The 17,509-nt window shown below is 59.5% G+C and carries 19 protein-coding genes and 1 other RNA gene; 14 read left to right on the forward strand and 6 right to left on the reverse strand.

Annotated features, from left to right (window positions below):
* Window positions 1-21 precede the first annotated feature (21 nt).
* Entirely contained in the window at window positions 22-621 is a 600-nt protein-coding gene (locus tag KZO34_RS07805; protein WP_219475382.1) for a UPF0149 family protein, read from the reverse strand.
* Between the two features lie 135 nt (window positions 622-756).
* Here KZO34_RS07805 and KZO34_RS07810 point away from each other — a divergent pair, with 135 nt between their 5' ends.
* A complete protein-coding gene (locus tag KZO34_RS07810; RefSeq protein ID WP_219475385.1) occupies window positions 757-1,296 on the forward strand; it encodes a ZrgA family zinc uptake protein in 540 nt (179 codons plus the stop codon).
* Window positions 1,297-1,298: 2 nt separating this feature from the next.
* Here the strand turns inward: KZO34_RS07810 and KZO34_RS07815 are convergent, their stop codons facing one another.
* On the reverse strand, window positions 1,299-1,820 hold the full coding sequence (locus KZO34_RS07815; RefSeq protein WP_219475388.1) for a DUF3299 domain-containing protein: 522 nt from the start codon (window positions 1,818-1,820) through the stop codon (window positions 1,299-1,301).
* A gap of 70 nt (window positions 1,821-1,890) precedes the next feature.
* Here KZO34_RS07815 and KZO34_RS07820 point away from each other — a divergent pair, with 70 nt between their 5' ends.
* From KZO34_RS07820 to KZO34_RS07845, 6 genes are all read left to right on the forward strand, one after another.
* Window positions 1,891-2,607 carry an ABC transporter ATP-binding protein gene (locus KZO34_RS07820; RefSeq protein ID WP_219475390.1) on the forward strand — a complete coding sequence of 239 codons (717 nt, stop codon included), beginning with the start codon at window positions 1,891-1,893 and terminating at the stop codon, window positions 2,605-2,607.
* Window positions 2,604-3,878, forward strand: a complete 1,275-nt coding sequence (locus KZO34_RS07825) for an ABC transporter permease (protein ID WP_219475393.1) — start codon at window positions 2,604-2,606, stop codon at window positions 3,876-3,878. The genes KZO34_RS07820 and KZO34_RS07825 overlap by 4 nt, the downstream gene beginning before the upstream one ends.
* Before the next feature lie 102 nt (window positions 3,879-3,980).
* On the forward strand, window positions 3,981-4,187 hold the full coding sequence (locus KZO34_RS07830; protein ID WP_218635662.1) for a TIGR02449 family protein: 207 nt from the start codon (window positions 3,981-3,983) through the stop codon (window positions 4,185-4,187).
* A complete protein-coding gene (locus KZO34_RS07835; RefSeq protein WP_219475395.1) occupies window positions 4,187-4,483 on the forward strand; it encodes a cell division protein ZapA in 297 nt (98 codons plus the stop codon). The genes KZO34_RS07830 and KZO34_RS07835 overlap by 1 nt, the downstream gene beginning before the upstream one ends.
* 74 nt (window positions 4,484-4,557) lie before the next feature.
* A non-coding RNA gene (gene ssrS / locus KZO34_RS07840) (6S RNA) lies at window positions 4,558-4,739 on the forward strand.
* Window positions 4,740-4,743: 4 nt separating this feature from the next.
* Complete coding sequence (locus KZO34_RS07845; RefSeq protein WP_219475398.1) at window positions 4,744-5,391, forward strand: 5-formyltetrahydrofolate cyclo-ligase; 648 nt, start codon at window positions 4,744-4,746, stop codon at window positions 5,389-5,391.
* On the opposite strand, the gene KZO34_RS07850 is transcribed toward KZO34_RS07845, so the two are convergent.
* Together KZO34_RS07850 and ilvA are read right to left on the reverse strand one after the other, a co-directional pair.
* Window positions 5,361-5,525, reverse strand: a complete 165-nt coding sequence (locus tag KZO34_RS07850) for a hypothetical protein (RefSeq protein ID WP_219475400.1) — start codon at window positions 5,523-5,525, stop codon at window positions 5,361-5,363. The genes KZO34_RS07845 and KZO34_RS07850 overlap by 31 nt on opposite strands.
* A 163-nt stretch (window positions 5,526-5,688) precedes the next feature.
* The gene (gene ilvA, locus KZO34_RS07855) at window positions 5,689-7,224 is read right to left on the reverse strand and encodes a threonine ammonia-lyase, biosynthetic (RefSeq protein ID WP_219475403.1); all 1,536 of its coding nucleotides are present in this window, start codon (window positions 7,222-7,224) and stop codon (window positions 5,689-5,691) included.
* 137 nt (window positions 7,225-7,361) lie between these two features.
* Between ilvA and rpiA the strand changes: the two genes are divergently transcribed.
* From rpiA to ppa, 3 genes are all read left to right on the forward strand, one after another.
* Window positions 7,362-8,042: a ribose-5-phosphate isomerase RpiA gene (gene rpiA / locus KZO34_RS07860; RefSeq protein ID WP_219475406.1), complete on the forward strand. Its 681-nt coding sequence runs from the start codon at window positions 7,362-7,364 to the stop codon at window positions 8,040-8,042.
* A 144-nt stretch (window positions 8,043-8,186) separates the two neighbouring features.
* Window positions 8,187-9,326, forward strand: a complete 1,140-nt coding sequence (locus KZO34_RS07865) for an acyl-CoA dehydrogenase family protein (protein WP_219475410.1) — start codon at window positions 8,187-8,189, stop codon at window positions 9,324-9,326.
* 115 nt (window positions 9,327-9,441) lie between these two features.
* Entirely contained in the window at window positions 9,442-9,969 is a 528-nt protein-coding gene (ppa, locus tag KZO34_RS07870; RefSeq protein WP_219475414.1) for an inorganic diphosphatase, read from the forward strand.
* 71 nt (window positions 9,970-10,040) lie between these two features.
* Here the strand turns inward: ppa and KZO34_RS07875 are convergent, their stop codons facing one another.
* Complete coding sequence (locus tag KZO34_RS07875; protein ID WP_219475418.1) at window positions 10,041-11,093, reverse strand: DUF2333 family protein; 1,053 nt, start codon at window positions 11,091-11,093, stop codon at window positions 10,041-10,043.
* A 6-nt stretch (window positions 11,094-11,099) separates the two neighbouring features.
* Window positions 11,100-13,100, reverse strand: coding sequence for a bifunctional diguanylate cyclase/phosphodiesterase (locus KZO34_RS07880; RefSeq protein ID WP_219475421.1), 2,001 nt, complete (start codon window positions 13,098-13,100; stop codon window positions 11,100-11,102).
* Between the two features lie 196 nt (window positions 13,101-13,296).
* Between KZO34_RS07880 and KZO34_RS07885 the strand changes: the two genes are divergently transcribed.
* The 4 genes from KZO34_RS07885 (at window position 13,297) to accC (ending at window position 17,504) form a co-directional block, all read left to right on the forward strand.
* Complete coding sequence (locus KZO34_RS07885; RefSeq protein ID WP_219475423.1) at window positions 13,297-14,910, forward strand: diguanylate cyclase; 1,614 nt, start codon at window positions 13,297-13,299, stop codon at window positions 14,908-14,910.
* A 299-nt stretch (window positions 14,911-15,209) separates the two neighbouring features.
* Window positions 15,210-15,650, forward strand: a complete 441-nt coding sequence (gene aroQ / locus KZO34_RS07890) for a type II 3-dehydroquinate dehydratase (protein ID WP_219475426.1) — start codon at window positions 15,210-15,212, stop codon at window positions 15,648-15,650.
* 27 nt (window positions 15,651-15,677) lie between these two features.
* Window positions 15,678-16,139 carry an acetyl-CoA carboxylase biotin carboxyl carrier protein gene (gene accB / locus KZO34_RS07895; protein ID WP_219475429.1) on the forward strand — a complete coding sequence of 154 codons (462 nt, stop codon included), beginning with the start codon at window positions 15,678-15,680 and terminating at the stop codon, window positions 16,137-16,139.
* Between the two features lie 18 nt (window positions 16,140-16,157).
* Window positions 16,158-17,504, forward strand: a complete 1,347-nt coding sequence (accC, locus tag KZO34_RS07900) for an acetyl-CoA carboxylase biotin carboxylase subunit (RefSeq protein WP_219475432.1) — start codon at window positions 16,158-16,160, stop codon at window positions 17,502-17,504.
* The last annotated feature ends 5 nt before the right edge of the window (window positions 17,505-17,509 follow it).

Consider the following 17,509-nt stretch of genomic DNA (forward strand, 5'->3'; position numbering starts at 1 on the left):
CTCCCGCGGTGTGGACCCTGATCAGTGCAGGGTCGGGGATTGAGAGGCCGGCTTCTCCGGGGCGTTGAACTCGGTAAAGACTGCCAGGGCCCCAAGCCGGACGTATTCTGTGATTTCCAGCAACTGCTGCTCGCTCTCGTCGCTGGCTTCCTCCTCGTCCGAGAGCTGGCTGATCGCTACCATGTCCTCGATCAGCTCGCGAATCTCATCAGGCGCCTGCCCCAGGGATTCACCGGCCGACAACGCCATGCCTTCGAGGAAACCGCGCACCCAGGCCACGAGAGCCTCAAGGCGCTGCTCGATGGCGTAGTCATCATCGGGCAATAAAGGATGGAAACTCATATCGGTCGATTTCAAGAGTGCCAGGGTCTGTTCGTACGCCCTGTTCATAAACGGCGCCAGATCGTCGGACTCCTCGGCCGCGCTCTCGGGCAACCCCATGTGCTCGCAGACCGTGTTCAGCCACTCCGGCTCTTCGATACGGGCACCGGCGGCCAGCCGACCACAGAGGACTCCGTGCAGTTCGGAGGGGTGGCTAAACGCCTTGTGAGCGGTAAAAACGTTGGCCCAGCGCTCGAATTCAGCGGCTCGGGCAGCACCGGAGGTGTCGGTTTCGGACATGAACCAGGACATTCCTGTGTTGTTGAATGAAGCTTCTATCCTAGCATTCAGGCGCTTTCAAGACACGGCCCGGTTGCTTTTCGAAAAGCAAGACACCAAAATGTTATAACATATCACATTCAAACTCGGGATCTTATGATGGTTTCAAGCCGATCTCTGTCACTACTGATCGCCCCTCTGATCGCCACCGGGGCCACCTTCGCAGCTGAAAACCCAGGCTCTCACCAGCATGGTCATGCCGAACTGCAGCTGGCCATTTCAGGGCAACAGGTTGAATTGCTCTTGCGGTCTCCGGCTCATAACCTGCTCGGCTTCGAGCATCGGGCACGCACCCCGGAGCAGCAACAGAGGGTGGATTCGGTGGCCCTCTGGCTGAACGAGACGCCGCTGATCAACACCCCGGCCGCAAGCTGCACCCTCGAGACCGCCGACCTTCAGTCCGGCATCACCGGAACCATCGAAGACCACCAGCACGGCGACCATGGCCAGCATGCCGATTTCGAGGTCATTCAGGTGTTGAACTGTCCCGACCTGGGCAATTCCGACATCCTGAGCACACCGCTGATCGAACGCTTTCCCGGACTGGAATACCTTGAAATCGCATGGATCGGCCCGAGCGGCCAGGGCGCCGTCCGACTGGCGCAGGATGAGAACCGCTTCAGCCTGGCTCCCTGAACTCACTCCTGGTAGGGCTTCACCGTGTCCGCAACCATGGAGTAGGAGGAGGTACCGAGATCGTTCTCGGTGCGTTCAATGACCAGCGTCCCCTCGATCCAGACCGGATCATAGAGCGCCTCCAGCTTGAAGCCTTCGCGGTATTTCACATGGATAATCTGGTTGGGCGGGGGCGGAGGTACATGGATGCAAGCGCCGTAGTAGGGCACCAGAAAGAACTCCAGGATCCGCATGTCCTGGGTGGTTTTCAGGGGTACGACAAAGCCGGGAATACGACCCTCGACATCGCTCATTTCCGGCACCACGCGGCCGGTCATGATTTCGTCTGGCAGCAACGACGCACCATCGCCCTCGTGCACCACTTCTGGCATATTTTCCAGCAGCGCAAGATCTTCCGCTGGCATAAGTTCCAGCCAGTCGATTTCCCGGGGCTCGGCATCAACCGACAGCGAATGACCCAGCACGAGCGCCAGAAGACCTGATAGCAACAATCGCACTGTCGGGCGATAAACGGAACGGGACATCAGCAAGTGTTCTCCATAGGATCGGGGACATGAATTTCAGCAATCATACACCGGACGCACAGCAATCAACATGAAGCCCACAACAGAGTCAGCACCTCATCGCCCCCGAGGGCCCGCCCTCGCGCTTGAAGCCAGTGACCTCTCCCACCTCTGGGACGATCGGCAGCTCCCGATCGCCTTTCCAGACCTGGCCCTTCCGGCCGGCGAGCACCTGTTTCTCCATGGCCCCAGCGGCAGTGGCAAGAGTACGCTCCTGAGCCTGCTTTCCGGCATGTTAAAGCCCGCCACCGGCGGCGTCCGACTCCTGGGCACCCCGATACACCAGCTCAGCGCCGGCAAACGGGACCAATTCAGGGCGCACCACATTGGCGTCATTTTCCAGCAGTTCAACCTGGTGCCTTACCTGACCGCCGAGGGCAACGTCACCCTGCCCTGCCGGCTGTCGGCACAGCGGCGCGACGCTACCGACCCGGACCCGGTTCAGGAATCCCATCGGTTACTGACCGCGCTGGCCATTCCGAGAGACTGCTGGCGACGCAGTGTCACCCGGCTGAGCATCGGCCAACAGCAGCGCATTGCCGCCGCCCGGGCCCTCATCGGCGGCCCGGAAATCATTCTGGCCGATGAGCCCACTTCAGCCCTGGACAGCGATAACCGCGACCGGTTCCTCGACCTCCTGCTGACACTGGCCGAAGAACGCAACACGTCGGTCCTGTTTGTCAGCCACGATCGAGCCCTGGCCCAGCACTTCACCCACCAGGTTCGACTGGGGGGAGAGGGCCTATGAGCGCGCAACTTGCATTTTCCCTCGCCGCCGCCAGCCTCTGGTATCGACGACGGGTTCTCGGACTGGTCTGCCTGACCCTAACCCTGAGCGTTACCCTGTTGCTGGGCATCCAGTATTTTCGCACCGAGATCAAACAGTCGTTCACCAGCACGATCAGCGACACCGATCTCATCATTGGCGCCCGAAGCGGGCAGTTGAACCTCCTGCTTTATACGGTGTTCCACATGGGCGATGCCACCAACAACATCCGCTGGTCGACATTTCAGACGCTGCAGGAAGACGAACGCATTGACTGGCTGATTCCGATTTCACTCGGGGACAGCTACCGGGGCTTCCGGGTCGTGGGCACCGGGAACGCGTTTCTGGAGCATTTCCGCTTTGGTCAGGGAAAGGCACTGCAACTGGCCGATGGCCAGTGGTTCGAGCAGGTGTTTGACGTTGTCCTCGGAGCCGGAGTCGCCAGCACGCTGAGACACGCCGTAGGTGACCGCATCGTGCTGTCCCACGGCGGTGGCCGAACCAGCTTTTCCAATCACGACGACACGCCCTTCCGGGTTACCGGCGTGCTCGGACACACCGGAACGCCAGTCGATCAGGCCGTCTACATCAGTCTGGCTGGCATGGAAGCGATGCACGTTGGCTGGGAGTCCGGCGTCGCCATCCCGGGCCGGACGCTCACGCCGGAGCAGGCCGAAGACCGGGATTTCACGCCGGACGCAATCACCGCCGCCTTTGCCGGACTAAAGCAGCAAATTCTGACCTTTCAGGTCCAGCGGGCACTGAACCAATACGCCGGGGAGCCCCTGTCTGCGATTCTGCCCGGCGTTGCCCTGAGCGAACTCTGGCGCCTCATGAGCCAGTTTGAACGCGCCCTGCTGGGGATCACAGCGTTCGTGGTGGCGACCAGCCTGATCGGACTGATTGCGGTCCTGCTGACCCTGCAGGCCCAGCGTACCCACGAAATTTCCATCCTGCGGGCAACAGGCGCCTCTCCAGGCCTGATTGCCGCACTGTACCTGATTGAGTGCGTGGCCCTGGCACTGGTCGCCTGCGTCCTCGCGGTGGCCCTCGGGGCCCTCGCAGTATCTGCGCTCAGTCCCTGGCTGCAGGAAACCTACGGCCTTCAAACCCGGCTGCGCCCCCTTAACACCGTGGAATGGAGTCTGCTCGGCGCCGTACCGCTGGCGGCGCTGCTGGTGGCCCTGATTCCGGCGGTCAGCGCCTGGCGCAAGAGCCGCGCCCTGGGCCTCGGAGACACTGCAGAGGAGTGACAGACGTCACGCTGGCATGGTAATGACAACCCTGTAAATTGACCAACTTAGCGTCCAGACTTATAGTTGATTGCAACCACAACAACCAATGTTGGGCACGTGATGGAACAGTCCGAAGTACAGGCATTAGCGGACAAGCTGGACAAGCTGATTGAACACTGTCAGAAACTGGAGCGGGATAACGCCACCTTGCGGGACTTGCAGGATGACTGGAACCGGGAACGAGCCCAGTTGATGCACAAGAATGATCTTGCGAAAAACAAGATCGAAGCCATGATTGGCCGCCTAAGGGCACTGGAGCACCACTGATGTCTCAGTCATCGACCACCGTAGAGGTGAAGATTCTCGACAAGGAATATCTGGTTGCCTGCCCGGAGGAGGAACGCGAAGCCCTGCTGCGCGCCGCCAGACACCTCGATAGCAAGATGCGCGAAATCCGTTCCAGTGGCAAGGTCTTCGGCACCGAGCGTATTGCCGTGATGGCGGCCCTGAATATTACCCACGAACTGCTGGAGCGGGACACCATGTCCGACGCCACCAGCTCCCTTCTTCAGGCCATGGAGAGCAAGCTGGACAGTGCCCTGGGGGAATCCTCAGGACAGTAGGGATTCTTAACTTGTGGTAAGGGTTACAGAATCGGTATTGCAATCAGCCCCGCGTGTGCCCGTATAATGGGATTAACTTCCTGGGCTGTTCGGGATCATCGGATACGTCCTCGAGCCGATGCGCACTACCCAGGTGGCTACTTCAGGGCATTGTGAGCACGTCCCCGACAGGGGAAAGCCTAATATGTCACAGCGGCCACCGACCTTGAACTTTGGGTTCAAGGGCCACATCCGATAACGGCAGCCCGGGAAGCTTTATTTTGAGCCAGTTTATCGACTCCCAACCGTTCGACGCCCATCCTGATACCTGTTCACGCAGCAAGCTCCGCAAACACCTGCGCAAACGAAGACGTTCCCTGTCATACGAGCAGCAACAACAGGCCTCCGAACACCTCGCCCTGAATCTGCTGAACAACCCCGATCTTCACCGCGCCAGACACATTGCCATTTACCTGCCGAATGACGGCGAGATCGATCCGGGCCTGTACATGGACCTGGCCCAACGCAAGGGCATCCGCTTCTACCTGCCGGTACTTCACCCCATCCACAAAGGCAGACTGGTTTTCAGCCCCTATTCCGACGACATCGAGCTTCGACCCAATCGTTTCGGCATACCAGAACCGGCGTTCAGCAACGGACTCAGGCGCCCGGCCTGGGCCCTGGATGCCGTATTGTTTCCACTGGTGGGGTTTGACGAAAACGGGGGACGACTCGGCATGGGAGGAGGCTTTTATGACCGGACCTTTGCCTTCAGTCGGCTGCGGCCCGGGCTGGCGCCCAAACTGATCGGGCTTGCCCACGATTTTCAGAGAGTAGGGCAGTTACCCATTGAGCCTTGGGATGTGCCTCTGCACGGCGTGGTAACGGACCGGCGGTGTTACCGGTTCAGCCGCCCCTCAACTACCTGAAGCGAACTGATGGTAACGCCAGCCTGAATGCGGGGCTGGTCTTCGGAAGCGTGAAGAGACGTGAAACCGGTGATGACAAGGCCAACAGCAAATATCAGCACGATGGCTTTAATAATGTCAGGCTTGCCGCCCATGTCTTCGCTTCCTTCAAAGTTAGTTATTAAAATGTTTGAAAATCAGGTAGCTATTCTTGTTTCCGAGAATTAATCGAAAGATTAACACGCATCTTGAGTTTTACAATTTTTGACAGGTTACCGTTCTGTAACCTTTTCATGGAGCACGGACTCCCGCGTCGAGTCAGTCAGACTGGTGATTGCCGGCGCCAAGAAACAGCTGATACGCCTCATTATCGGTCATGTTCTCGTACCGGAACCCGACCTTGTCGAGCATTTGCTCGAAGTCTTTTACTTCCGAGTCGTCCACCTGGGCACCGAGCAGAACCCGGCTGTAGGCGGCGCCGTGGTTGCGGTAGTGGAACATGGAAATGTTCCAGCGGGTCCCCAGGGACATCAGGAATTTCATCAGCGCGCCCGGACGTTCCGGGAACTCGAACTGGAACACCTTTTCATTGGTGATGCTGGGTGCATGGCCGCCAACCATATGGCGGATGTGCTGCTTGGCGAGATCACTGTCGGTCAGATCGATCACACCGTAGCCGGATTCCCGTAGGTCCTGCACCAGGTCCTCGCGCCCATGGCCACCGGCCTGAATCTGGATACCAACGAAGATCGTCGCCTCATTGCGGTCAGCGAAGCGATAGTTGAACTCGGTGATGCTGCGCTTGTGCAGGGCGTTGATGAACGTCTTGAACGCCCCGGGCTTCTCCGGAATGGTCACTGCCAGGATCGCTTCGCGCTGCTCACCGATTTCGGTCCGCTCGGACACGTAACGCAACCGGTCGAAGTTCATGTTGGCACCGCTGAGGGTGGCCACCATGTTTTCACCTTCGATCTGCTCCCGCTGGATGTACTTCTTGATGCCGGCAACACCCAGGGCGCCCGCCGGTTCAGCAATCGACCGGGTGTCCTCGAACACGTCCTTGATGGCGGCGCAGATTTCATCCGTGGAGACGGTGATCACCTCGTCGACGTGATCCTTGCAGATCTCCCACGGGTATTTGCCAATCTGTTTGACCGCCACCCCGTCGGCAAAAATGCCCACCTCATCCAGGACGACACGCTTGCCCGCCTTCATGGCTGCCTGCAGACAATTGGAATCTTCCGGCTCGACACCGATGACCTTGATCTCGGGACGCAGGTACTTGATGTAAGCCGCCATCCCGGCAATCAGGCCGCCACCGCCGACGCAGATAAAGATGGCATGGATCGGTTTGCTGAACTGCCACATGATCTCCATGGCAACCGTACCCTGCCCCGCAATGACATCGGGATCGTCAAAGGGCGGGATGTAGGTATAGCCATGCTTCTGGATCAGTTCCTGAGCATGGGTAGCGGCTTCGTCGAAGGCATCACCCTTGAGCACCACACGGGCACCATGGTCCCGTACCGATCGCACCTTGATCTCCGGGGTGGTCTGCGGCATGACAATCACGGCCTTGATACCCAGCTTCTTGGCCGCCAGCGCCACGCCCTGGGCATGGTTGCCGGCCGAGGCACAAATCACGCCCTTGGACTTCTGCTCCTCGGACAGTTGTGCAATCCGGTTGTACGCACCGCGAATCTTGAAAGAAAACACCGGCTGAAGGTCTTCGCGCTTGAGCATAATATTATTGCCAAACCGCTTGGACAGACTACGGGCTTCAGTCAGGGGTGTTTCGATGGCCACGTCATAGACGCGCGCATCGAGAATCTTCTTGATGTAGCGTTGCGGCATAGTGCTTCCGGTGATTGATGAGTGGCTGGGAAAAACCCACAGTGTAGAAAGTTTGCACGGCAGCCGTCTATAAGCAGACCGCTCCGAAGAGCTATAATGTCGCTAAACTCATCCAGATTTCCCACCCGGAGCTTGCCATGACCCAGGACGAACTCAAAAAAGCCGTAGCGAAAGCCGCGATCGACTACATCGCACCGCGTCTCGACAGCGACAGTATTATTGGTGTCGGCACCGGCAGCACCGCCAATTTCTTCATCGATATGCTGGCGGATATGAAAACCGAGTTTGACGGTGCCGTGGCCAGCTCCGAGGCCACGGCGGAGCGCCTGAAAAGCCATGGCATCCCGGTGTATGACCTGAACAGCGCCGGCTCGCTGGAGTTCTATGTGGACGGCGCCGATGAAGCCAATGAGCGACTGGAGCTGATCAAGGGCGGCGGCGCTGCGCTGACCCGCGAGAAGATTGTGGCGGCGGTGGCCAAGACCTTCATCTGCATTGCCGACGAATCGAAGATGGTGGGTGTACTGGGCAGCTTCCCGCTCCCCGTCGAGGTCATCCCGATGGCCCGTAGCCATGTGGGCCGGGAAATCGTAAAACTGGGGGGCGACCCGGTGTACCGGGAAGGCGTGGTCACCGACAACGGCAACATCATTATTGATGTCCACAACCTCGACATCTCCCGTCCGATCGATATTGAAGAAAAACTGAACAACATCGTAGGCGTGGTGACCAACGGCCTGTTTGCCCGTCGCCCTGCGGACCTCCTGCTGCTTGGCACCAGCACCGGGGTGAACAGCATTCCCCGTCCGGGCGCCTGACCGGCGTTACGCTCGGGTTCAAGCTAAAGCTGGCCTCCGGGCCGGCTTTTTTGTTGTCCCAAAAATCGAAAACCAAGCGCTTGCTTGGTAGTCGAAAGTGCGCAACACTGCACTCTATGATTTCAGATCACAGGGAGCCCCAGCGTGTCCGACTTCTTCAACGACATCCACGAACAGGCGCGCCTGAGCGCCCGAAAATTCATCAGCACCCATGTCCTTCCCCACATTGACGACTGGGAAGAAGCCGGCGAATTTCCGCGGGAGCTTTACCGGCAAGCAGGCGACGCCGGCCTGCTCGGCATTGGTTTCCCGGAAGAACTCGGGGGCACCGGCGAGGGCGACATTTTCCTCCGTGTGGCAGTTTCTGAAGAGCTTATGCGATCCACCTCCGGCGGTCTGGTGGCCAGCCTCGGCTCCCTTGACATCGGCTTGCCACCGGTCGCCAAATGGGCGCGACCGGAAATCCGCGAACAGATCGTGCCACCGGTTCTTCGGGGCGAGAAGATTGCCGCCCTGGCCGTCACCGAGCCAGGCGGCGGTTCCGACGTGGCGCACCTCAAGACCCGCGCCGTCAGGGACGGCGACGATTTCGTCGTCAACGGCAGCAAGACGTTCATCACCAGCGGCCTGCGCGCCAATCACTACACCGTGGCCGTGCGCACCGGTGGCGAGGGCCACGGCGGAATCAGCCTGCTGCTGATCGACCGCGACATGCCCGGTTTTTCGACCGGCAAGAAACTACGCAAGATGGGCTGGTGGGCCAGCGACACCGCAGAGCTGTTTTTCGAGGATTGCCGGGTGCCGGCCGATCGTCTGATTGGCGCCGAAAACGCCGGTTTCATTGCCATCATGAGCAACTTCCTGGCCGAACGCCTGAGCCTGTCGATCATGGCTTACATGACCGCCCAGCTGGCGTATGAGGCCGCCCTCGACTACGCCAACCAGCGCGAGGCCTTCGGCCGCAACCTTATCGGCTTCCAGGTTACCCGCCACAAACTGGTGGACATGGCGACTCAGATTGATGTGGCGCGGGAATACACCTACCGCTGTGCCGATCTGATGCAGGCGGGCAAGAATCCGATCAAACAGGTCGCCATGGCGAAAAATTTCTCGGTCGAGGTCTGCGAGAAGGTCACCCGGGAGGCGGTACAGATCTTTGGCGGCATGGGCTACATGCGGGAATCGGTGGTCGAACGGCTCTACCGGGACGCCAAGATCCTGTCGATCGGCGGAGGCACCACCGAAATCATGAAGGAGCTGATCAGCAAACAGCTGAAGCTCTAGCCTGACAGGCAAGACCAACGTTTAGTTTCGAACTGCAGGAGACTTCCGTATAATTGCGTCCACTTTTTAGCCGCAGTTAAACACACTATCCAAACGCACCCAGGAAGAATCGACTATGCAATTCGATAACATCCCCTCAGGCAAGAATCCGCCTGACGACATTTACGTTGCCATCGAAATCCCGGCCAACAGCTCCCCGGTCAAGTACGAACTGGACAAGGACATGGGTGCCCTGCTGGTCGATCGGTTCATGGCCACGCCAATGTTCTACCCGGCCAACTACGGGTTCATCCCCCACACCCTGGCCGACGACGGCGACCCACTGGACGTACTGGTCGTAACCCCGTACCCGGTCCAGGCCGGCTCGGTTATCCGCTGTCGTCCGGTCGGCGTCCTGAACATGGAGGACGAGGCCGGCGGCGATGCCAAACTGGTCGCGGTTCCCCACGACAAGCTGACCACCTCCTACCATGGCGTCAAGGAAATCGATGACCTGCCGGAACTGCTGCGCGACCAGATCCAGCACTTCTTCGAGAACTACAAGACGCTTGAGCCGGGCAAATGGGTCAAGGTGCAGGGCTGGGATAACGCCGCTGCCGCCAAGAAAGCCATCGAAGACTCGATCAAGGCCTACAAGGGCTGATCAACCCGTCTTCGAAGCACAAAAAAACCGGGCAAAAGCCCGGTTTTTTTGTTTTCGAGAGTGCTTTCGTCTTAGCCCCGAGACAGCAGATCCCGCATGTCGCTGATGGCTGCGTTGGCCCGGGACAGGTAGGCAGCCATGGTCAGGGAATGGTTAGCCAGCACACCGAAACCGCTGCCGTTCAGCACCACTGGACTCCACATCGAGCCCTGCGCGCCTTCCAGCTCGATAATGACCTGCTTTACGCTGGCCATGGCGTTCTTGTCCTGAAGCACCTTACGGAAATCCACCTCAATGGCCCGGAATATGTGCAGCAGTGCCCAGGAGCTGCCGCGAGCTTCGTAAAAGACGTCATCGATCCTGGTCCAGGGCGTTTGCACGTCAACCGCGCCGGTTTCTTCGGCCAGCGGATCATCCTGAATAACATTGGCAACCGCATCCGATACCGACGCTTTGCCGACGCTCTCCCCCAAGGTGCGGGACAGGCTACCGAGACGCGTTTCAAGATCGGCCAGCCAGTTGCTCAGGTTGTCCGCCCGGGCAAAGAACTGGGCATCGGGCTTTTCAGGGTCTGACAGGCGATTGAGATACCGTTTCAGCGCCCGGATCCCGCGACGATATTCGGCTTCGGTGGAGGGAATCGCCCAGCTATTGCTGTCAAAATGAAACTGAGGCTCGGCAATGGTCAGGTCACGGTCCTCCGCAGATTGGCTCTGGGATCGGCTGACGTCCTTGCGCATGGCCCGGGACAAGTCCCGAAGCTGCACCAATACGCCGTACTCCCAGTTGGGCATGTTGTCCATCCACAGGCCCGGTGGAAAAATGTCGTTGGAGATGTAGCCGCCCGGCTTGTCGAGAAGTGTCTCGGCAATGCGGATCATGGTCACTGTGGTTGCGAACCCGGTGATCGGCTCCCGCTGCATTTCATTGGCGACCGTGCGGGTATGCTCCCGAACCGAGAAAGCGTCGGGCTCGCTGCTCCAGTACATGCCAAGGACCACGGTGACCAGAAGGTACACTACGAGCACGACCAGAATGAACTTGCCGATCATTCCGCTGCCGCCGGCGTAATCCTGAACGTCGTCTTTCTTGTCCCTGAAATACTGTCTGAGTTTGCCTGGCATAGACTGTTATTCCCCTGTCGGTTGGTTATCAGCAGCAAATGGTCGACCAAGATGGTACCCCATGGCCCCGTCAATACCCAGTTTGCACACCACTGAGTACTCCGCCGACGTTTCGACACCGGTCGCAAATACCTTCACGCCCCGGCTGTGCGCGATGGACACCACGGACTCCAGATAGAAACGGTTGTCGTCGTGGGTGTCTATATCGTGAATGAATGAGTTATCAATACGCAATGCCTGTACGCTCAGATTCCTGAGGTAACTGAAGGGCACCCCGCCGACGCCAAAGCGATCCACCAGCACCGGCACCCCGAGACGCACCAACGCGCGGACCAGCAGCCCCACTGCGGTCCGGTGATGATGGATGGTGTGCTCTGAAATACCGATCCAGAGGTTTGCGGCACCCGGACCCGCCGCCTCCAGCATGGCAAGCATCTCCTTGCGGAAGGATTCACTGGCCACGGAGGCGCTGCTCAGCGACACCGCCAGCGGCTCGTCCGGGCGCTCGGCCAGACGTTTCAGCACGCGCTGGATCAGCAGCCGGTCAATGTCCGAAATCAGGCCAAACCGCTCTGCCATGGGAATGAATGCGCCAGCCTTCAGGGGGCCATCCGGGCCCTCGATGCGGGAAAAGACCTGATGATAGACCGGCTGCGACTGATGCTCACTGATCATTGGCTGCAACCACAGCGACAAACTCTGCTCACGTATGGCCTGACTGATAATGACCCGCCAGGTCTCGAGATTGTGGTGCCCCTCTTTGTCCGGCTCGGCGAGGTGACACCCGGTCTCCTCGTTCCTCTGCGCCAGCCGCAGAGCTTCGTCCGCCGCCGCCAGCAATTCGCGAGTGCCGCGGCCGTCACCGGTTCGCGCCAGGCCAGCATGGACGGCAGTTTCCAGTGGCGCGGCAAGATCCGCGTAGACGCCATCCAGTTCGGTCACCAGATCCTGACACCAGATGCCGGCATCCGCGGGCATCGCACCGGGCACATAGATGGAAAATTCGGCACCGTTGCGACGCCCGGCAAACGACCCCATGTGCGCAGTCACAAACCCGTTGATCACCGCGGCCGCCCGCAGCAACAAACGGTCGGCCTCGCTGCGACCATAGGTGTGGTTGTAGGTGGCAAAGTCCCACAGCTGAACCAGAATCAGGACTCCGGGCGCCGCCTTTTCCTCCGACTCCACCTCCACTTTCAGGCGCTGATCAAAGGCACTGCGACTCGCCAGGCCGGTCACCGGATCCTCGTTATTCACCCGACGCAGATGCTGAATCAGCTTTGCCTGCCCCTCAAACAACTGGCCAAGGTCGTCCGCCATCTGATTCATCGCGGCCGTCACCTGGTTCACCTCCCGGGTAGACCTGACGGTCACCCGCTGCCGGAAATTCCGACGACCGAGCGCCTGAGCCTGTCGTTCCAGCGCGCGCAGAGGCCGCAAGGTGCGCTTGAGCAACAAAAACAGGGCGAACAGCCCCACGCCACCGATGATTGCCGTACTGGCGACCAGGCCGACGGTAATCCGCCAGAGATCGGTGTAAGCACGGCCCGGGTTACTGACGACCTCCACCTTGCCCAGCCGACTCCAGCCCCGAACGACTTCCGCTTCCGCCACCGTCAGCTCAAGATCTGCAAACGTCCGAAACCACGGCGGTACGTCAGTGTCGGCCAGCGTCATCTCCCGCCCCGCCACCTCACTGCCCTGATGGTTCAGGTAACGCACGGACAGATAGCGGCCGCTGTCAAACACGGCATCGATCAGCGATGCCGCGGCAACCGGGTCCCGGGCGTCAATGGCATTGGACAGGGACAGACCGACGGCCGTCGCACCGTCCCGGGCGTGCCCGGCGAGCTGTTCCGAGACGTAGGTGCGAAAGTAGCCGTAACTGGTAATGAAGCCGGCCACGAGGATCACAACCAGCAGAGAACCGGTGAATAGCAGCAGGATAGTCCGCAGCGTGGCCGCGCCATACTGGGTTCGATCAATGCAGATGTGCTTCCGTGTCATGGAAGGTTTCTCCGATTGACTGTGCGCCAGCCGGTCGGTGGATTGTGACTTGCACCGCAGAGTTGACAAACATTTACATGGAGCAACCTACGCCGACAACATTAAACACTATAGACTCTGCCTAGAGACTAAGGTGGAAAAATCGTCCAGACCGGGACGGACGACCGATAACGAAAAAGAGACAGGCCGGAGCACCATGAACGACGAAAGCCAGAAAGAGAAACTCAGGCAGCATTTCGCGCGACGCGTGACAACCCAGGCCCGGGTTGTTCTCGACACCTGGCAGAAGATTCATGCGGACAGATCGATTTCGGGCGCGCACCACAGTGAATTCACCGCCGCTACCGACAAGCTGGTGCGCTACGCCCAGCGGTTTGAAATGGCCAGCCATGCCGACGCCGGCAGGAAAATCCTGGGGCTACTGGCCGACTGGCCCGCTGACGCCCCACTGGATGAAGCACTCGAGCGACAGATCCAGGATGCCATTGAGGCGCTTTCCCGCAGCACACTCAGGCGCACCGACCAGGACAACTCCGAAGCACCGCAACAGTTCCGGCGCACCCCGGTGTATATTGCCCTGGCCAACACGGAGATGGCCGGACGCCTGATCCGCCAGCTGGAGTTTTTCGGCTTCCGCGCCTCGGCCTTCGGCTCGGCGGAAGAGCTCATTGAGGCCTGCGCGCTGCACAAGCCCGAAACCATCCTGATGGACGTGAATTTCGGCGGCGCAGTCAATGCCGGCCTGGCGACTATCGAGCAACTGCAGGAACGCCACGACACCCCGATTCCGATCATTTTCATGAGCGACGAGGACGGCACCATCGAAACCCGCCTGCGCGCTTCACGCTGTGGTGGCGAGGAGTTCTTCTACCCCGCCGTCGATCCGGGTCAGCTGATCGAAAAGATTGAGACCTACACCCACGGCAACACCGTCGAACCCTACAAGGTTCTGGTGCTCGACGACTCCCGGGCCCAGGCCAAGTACATGGAAACGGTGCTCAAGAAGGCGGGCATGACCGCCCATATCATCACCGACCCGATGCAGATCATTCATGCCCTGGAGGAGTTCTCGCCCGAGATCATCATCCTTGATATGTACATGCCCGGCTGTACCGGCATGGAAATCGCCCGGGTAATCCGCCAGCAGGACCGATTCCACAGCGTACCCATCATCTACCTGTCTGCCGAAGAGGATGTCACCAAACAGCTGCACGCCATGAGCCTGGGCGGCGATGACTTCCTGACCAAACCCATCGACCCCAAACACCTCGTCGCCACCATCCACAACCGTGGACGGCGGGCGCGTTCGCTGCTGGCCCTGATGATTCGCGACAGCCTGACTGGCCTGTACAACCACACCCATACCCTGCACCTGCTGGATCAGGAAATTGTCCGGGCACGACAGAAAGATCAGCCGCTGAGTTTCGCGATGATCGACATTGATTACTTCAAGAAGGTGAACGACACCTTCGGCCACCCCATCGGCGACCGGGTACTGAGAAGCCTTTCGATGTTCCTGAAACAGCGGCTTCGCAAGACCGACCACATCGGACGCTACGGTGGCGAGGAGTTTGCCATCATTCTGCCCAACACCCGCCCCAGCGATGCCCGGAACGTCCTGAACGAGATTCGCGAACGGTTTTCCGAGCTTCATCAGCCGGCGGGCGACCGGGAGTTCAACGTCACCTTCAGCTGCGGCGTGGCCGCCTGGCAGGGAGAATCGTCACAGGCCCTGTGTGAGCGGGCCGATCGCGCCCTGTACGACTCCAAGAACGCGGGCCGGAACTGCGTCAGTACGTCATCCGAATAGGCCAGCCCGGCCAGTTTACCCCCGCCATTTCAAACCCGCCCAGGACAGGGGCGGGCATGCCTGTCCGCCTGCCTTGTATGAAACCAACGTCGTATAGCGCCTGAGCCCGCTGTTGACGACAATGATTGTCATCAACGGAAAGCGTCCTTTTCGATGCAGAAGCCGTCTTTTTACGACCAAAGGACAACATGGATGATTGTCAAAAAGTGTTGATCTGAATGAAACAAGCACGCACCATTGTGGGAACGTGCTGTTATTTTCGGCGATCCTGTAAAAAAGACAACAAGGCAGACTGAACCATGTCGACAATTCTCGTGCTCCACGGCCCGAACTTGAACATGCTCGGAACTCGCGAGCCTGAGGTCTACGGGTACGAGACACTGGGCGACATCGACGACCGGCTTCGGCAGACTGCGGCAGAAAAGGGCCATCACCTGCTGCACCTGCAGTCCAATGCCGAGTACGAGCTGATCGAGCGGGTTCATGAAGCCAGGGCGGAAGGCGTGGATTACCTGATCATCAATCCGGCAGCCTTCACGCACACCAGCATTGCACTGAGAGATGCCGTGCTGGCGACCGGCATCCCCTTCATCGAGGTGCATCTTTCCAATGTCCATGCGCGGGAACCCTTCCGCCATCATTCGTATTTTTCCGATATCGCCGAGGGCGTTATCTGTGGGCTGGGTAGCCAGGGGTACGACCTCGCTCTCCGGGCAGCCCTGCAACGCATTCACCGATAGACCAGACATAACGGGACTGGATTAACTATGGATATTCGCAAAGTCAAAAAACTGATCGAGCTGCTCGAGGAATCCGATGTCGAGGAGCTGGAGATTCATGAAGGTGATGACTCGGTTCGCATTTCCCGGCGCCGCGAACAGGTAGCCGGCACCCAGTACGTAAGCCACTACCCGGCACCAGCGCCACAGTCTGCACCGGCACAGGAAGCAGCACCGGCACCGGCCCAGGAAGACTCGGCACCCGCGGCGCCGAGCGGCCATTCCGTGAAATCCCCGATGGTCGGCACCTTCTACCGCTCGCCCTCACCCACTGCCAAGGCGTTCGTGGAGGTTGGTCAGTCGGTCAAAGCCGGTGACGTTGTCTGCATCGTGGAAGCGATGAAGATGATGAATCAGATCGAGGCCGACAAGGACGGTACCGTCTCTGAGATTCTGGTCGAGAACGGCCAGCCGGTAGAGTTTGACCAGCCTCTGATCGTCATTTCCTGAACGCGGTGATTGCTACTCATGGCCATGTTAGAAAAAGTTCTGATCGCAAACCGGGGTGAAATTGCCCTCCGGATCTTGCGCGCCTGCAAGGAGCTGGGCATCAAGACGGTGGCAGTGCATTCCCAGGTCGACCGAGACCTGATGCACGTCAGGCTGGCAGACGAATCCGTCTGCATCGGCCCGAATAGCCCGCTGGACAGCTACCTCAACATTCCGACCATCATCAGTGCCGCCGAAGTGACTGACTCCGTGGGCATCCATCCGGGCTATGGCTTCCTCGCCGAGAATGCCGATTTCGCCGAACAGGTGGAGAAAAGCGGTTTTCACTTCATTGGCCCCAGGGCTGACACCATTCGCCTGATGGGGAACAAGGTGTCTGCCATCAACGCCATGATCCGAGCCGGTGTTCCCACCGTTCCCGGGTCAGACGGCCCGCTCACCGATGACGACGACCGCACCCTGCGTATTGCCCGCGAAATCGGTTACCCGGTAATGATCAAGGCAGCCTCCGGTGGCGGCGGCCGTGGTATGCAAGTGGTTCATTCCGAGGCGGCGCTGCTGAAAGGCGTCCAGATCACCCAGAGCGAGGCCCGGAACGCATTCGGTGACCCGACGGTGTACCTGGAGAAGTTCCTCGAGCGGCCGCGCCACGTGGAAGTCCAGGTGCTGGCCGACATGCACGGCAACTGCATCCACCTGGGTGACCGCGACTGTTCCATGCAGCGCCGAAACCAGAAGGTGATCGAGGAAGCTCCGGCTCCGAATGTGAACCCGGAGTCGCGAGCACGCACCCTCAAGGCCTGCGTCGATGCCTGTAAGGAAATCGGCTACGTGGGTGCCGGCACCTTTGAGTTCCTGTACCAGGACGGTGAGTTCTACTTCATCGAAATGAACACCCGAGTGCAGGTGGAGCATCCGGTGTCGGAAATGGTCACGGGCGTGGACATCGTGCGCGAGCAGCTGCGCATTGCCAGCGGCCTGCCGCTGCAATACAGCCAGGAGGACATTCGCATCTCCGGCCACGCCATTGAGTGCCGGATCAACGCCGAGGATCCCAAGACCTTCGCACCCAGCCCCGGCAAGGTGAAGCATTTTCACGCCCCGGGCGGTAACGGTGTCCGCGTCGACTCCCACCTTTACAGCGGTTACACGGTGCCGCCGTTCTACGATTCCCTGGTGGCCAAACTGATCACCTGGGGGGACGACCGGGAAATTGCCCGCCGGCGCATGAAGAACGCTCTGGACGAACTGGTGGTCGAGGGCATCAAGACCAATCAGCCCCTGCACGCAAAACTGGTACGCGATGGTGGCTTCAAACAGGTAGACTTCACCATTCATTACCTTGAAAAACTGATGCGGGACTGAGGTCC

This window comes from Marinobacter sp. F4206 (assembly GCF_019392195.1).
Taxonomy (GTDB): Bacteria; Pseudomonadota; Gammaproteobacteria; order Pseudomonadales; family Oleiphilaceae; genus Marinobacter.

Excerpts from the sequence above, each read along its gene's own strand:
- accC (WP_219475432.1), top strand. The coding sequence starts at position 16,158 with ATGGCCATGTTAGAAAAAGTTCTGATCGCAAACCGGGGTGAAATTGCC.
- rpiA (WP_219475406.1), top strand. The coding sequence starts at position 7,362 with ATGACCCAGGACGAACTCAAAAAAGCCGTAGCGAAAGCCGCGATCGAC.
- KZO34_RS07875 (WP_219475418.1), bottom strand. The coding sequence starts at position 11,093 with ATGCCAGGCAAACTCAGACAGTATTTCAGGGACAAGAAAGACGACGTT.
- KZO34_RS07815 (WP_219475388.1), bottom strand. The coding sequence starts at position 1,820 with ATGTCCCGTTCCGTTTATCGCCCGACAGTGCGATTGTTGCTATCAGGT.
- KZO34_RS07820 (WP_219475390.1), top strand. The coding sequence starts at position 1,891 with ATGAAGCCCACAACAGAGTCAGCACCTCATCGCCCCCGAGGGCCCGCC.
- accB (WP_219475429.1), top strand. The coding sequence starts at position 15,678 with ATGGATATTCGCAAAGTCAAAAAACTGATCGAGCTGCTCGAGGAATCC.
- KZO34_RS07835 (WP_219475395.1), top strand. The coding sequence starts at position 4,187 with ATGTCTCAGTCATCGACCACCGTAGAGGTGAAGATTCTCGACAAGGAA.
- KZO34_RS07850 (WP_219475400.1), bottom strand. The coding sequence starts at position 5,525 with ATGGGCGGCAAGCCTGACATTATTAAAGCCATCGTGCTGATATTTGCT.
- ppa (WP_219475414.1), top strand. The coding sequence starts at position 9,442 with ATGCAATTCGATAACATCCCCTCAGGCAAGAATCCGCCTGACGACATT.
- KZO34_RS07825 (WP_219475393.1), top strand. The coding sequence starts at position 2,604 with ATGAGCGCGCAACTTGCATTTTCCCTCGCCGCCGCCAGCCTCTGGTAT.
- KZO34_RS07880 (WP_219475421.1), bottom strand. The coding sequence starts at position 13,100 with ATGACACGGAAGCACATCTGCATTGATCGAACCCAGTATGGCGCGGCC.
- KZO34_RS07830 (WP_218635662.1), top strand. The coding sequence starts at position 3,981 with ATGGAACAGTCCGAAGTACAGGCATTAGCGGACAAGCTGGACAAGCTG.
- KZO34_RS07885 (WP_219475423.1), top strand. The coding sequence starts at position 13,297 with ATGAACGACGAAAGCCAGAAAGAGAAACTCAGGCAGCATTTCGCGCGA.
- ilvA (WP_219475403.1), bottom strand. The coding sequence starts at position 7,224 with ATGCCGCAACGCTACATCAAGAAGATTCTCGATGCGCGCGTCTATGAC.
- KZO34_RS07810 (WP_219475385.1), top strand. The coding sequence starts at position 757 with ATGATGGTTTCAAGCCGATCTCTGTCACTACTGATCGCCCCTCTGATC.
- aroQ (WP_219475426.1), top strand. The coding sequence starts at position 15,210 with ATGTCGACAATTCTCGTGCTCCACGGCCCGAACTTGAACATGCTCGGA.
- KZO34_RS07805 (WP_219475382.1), bottom strand. The coding sequence starts at position 621 with ATGTCCGAAACCGACACCTCCGGTGCTGCCCGAGCCGCTGAATTCGAG.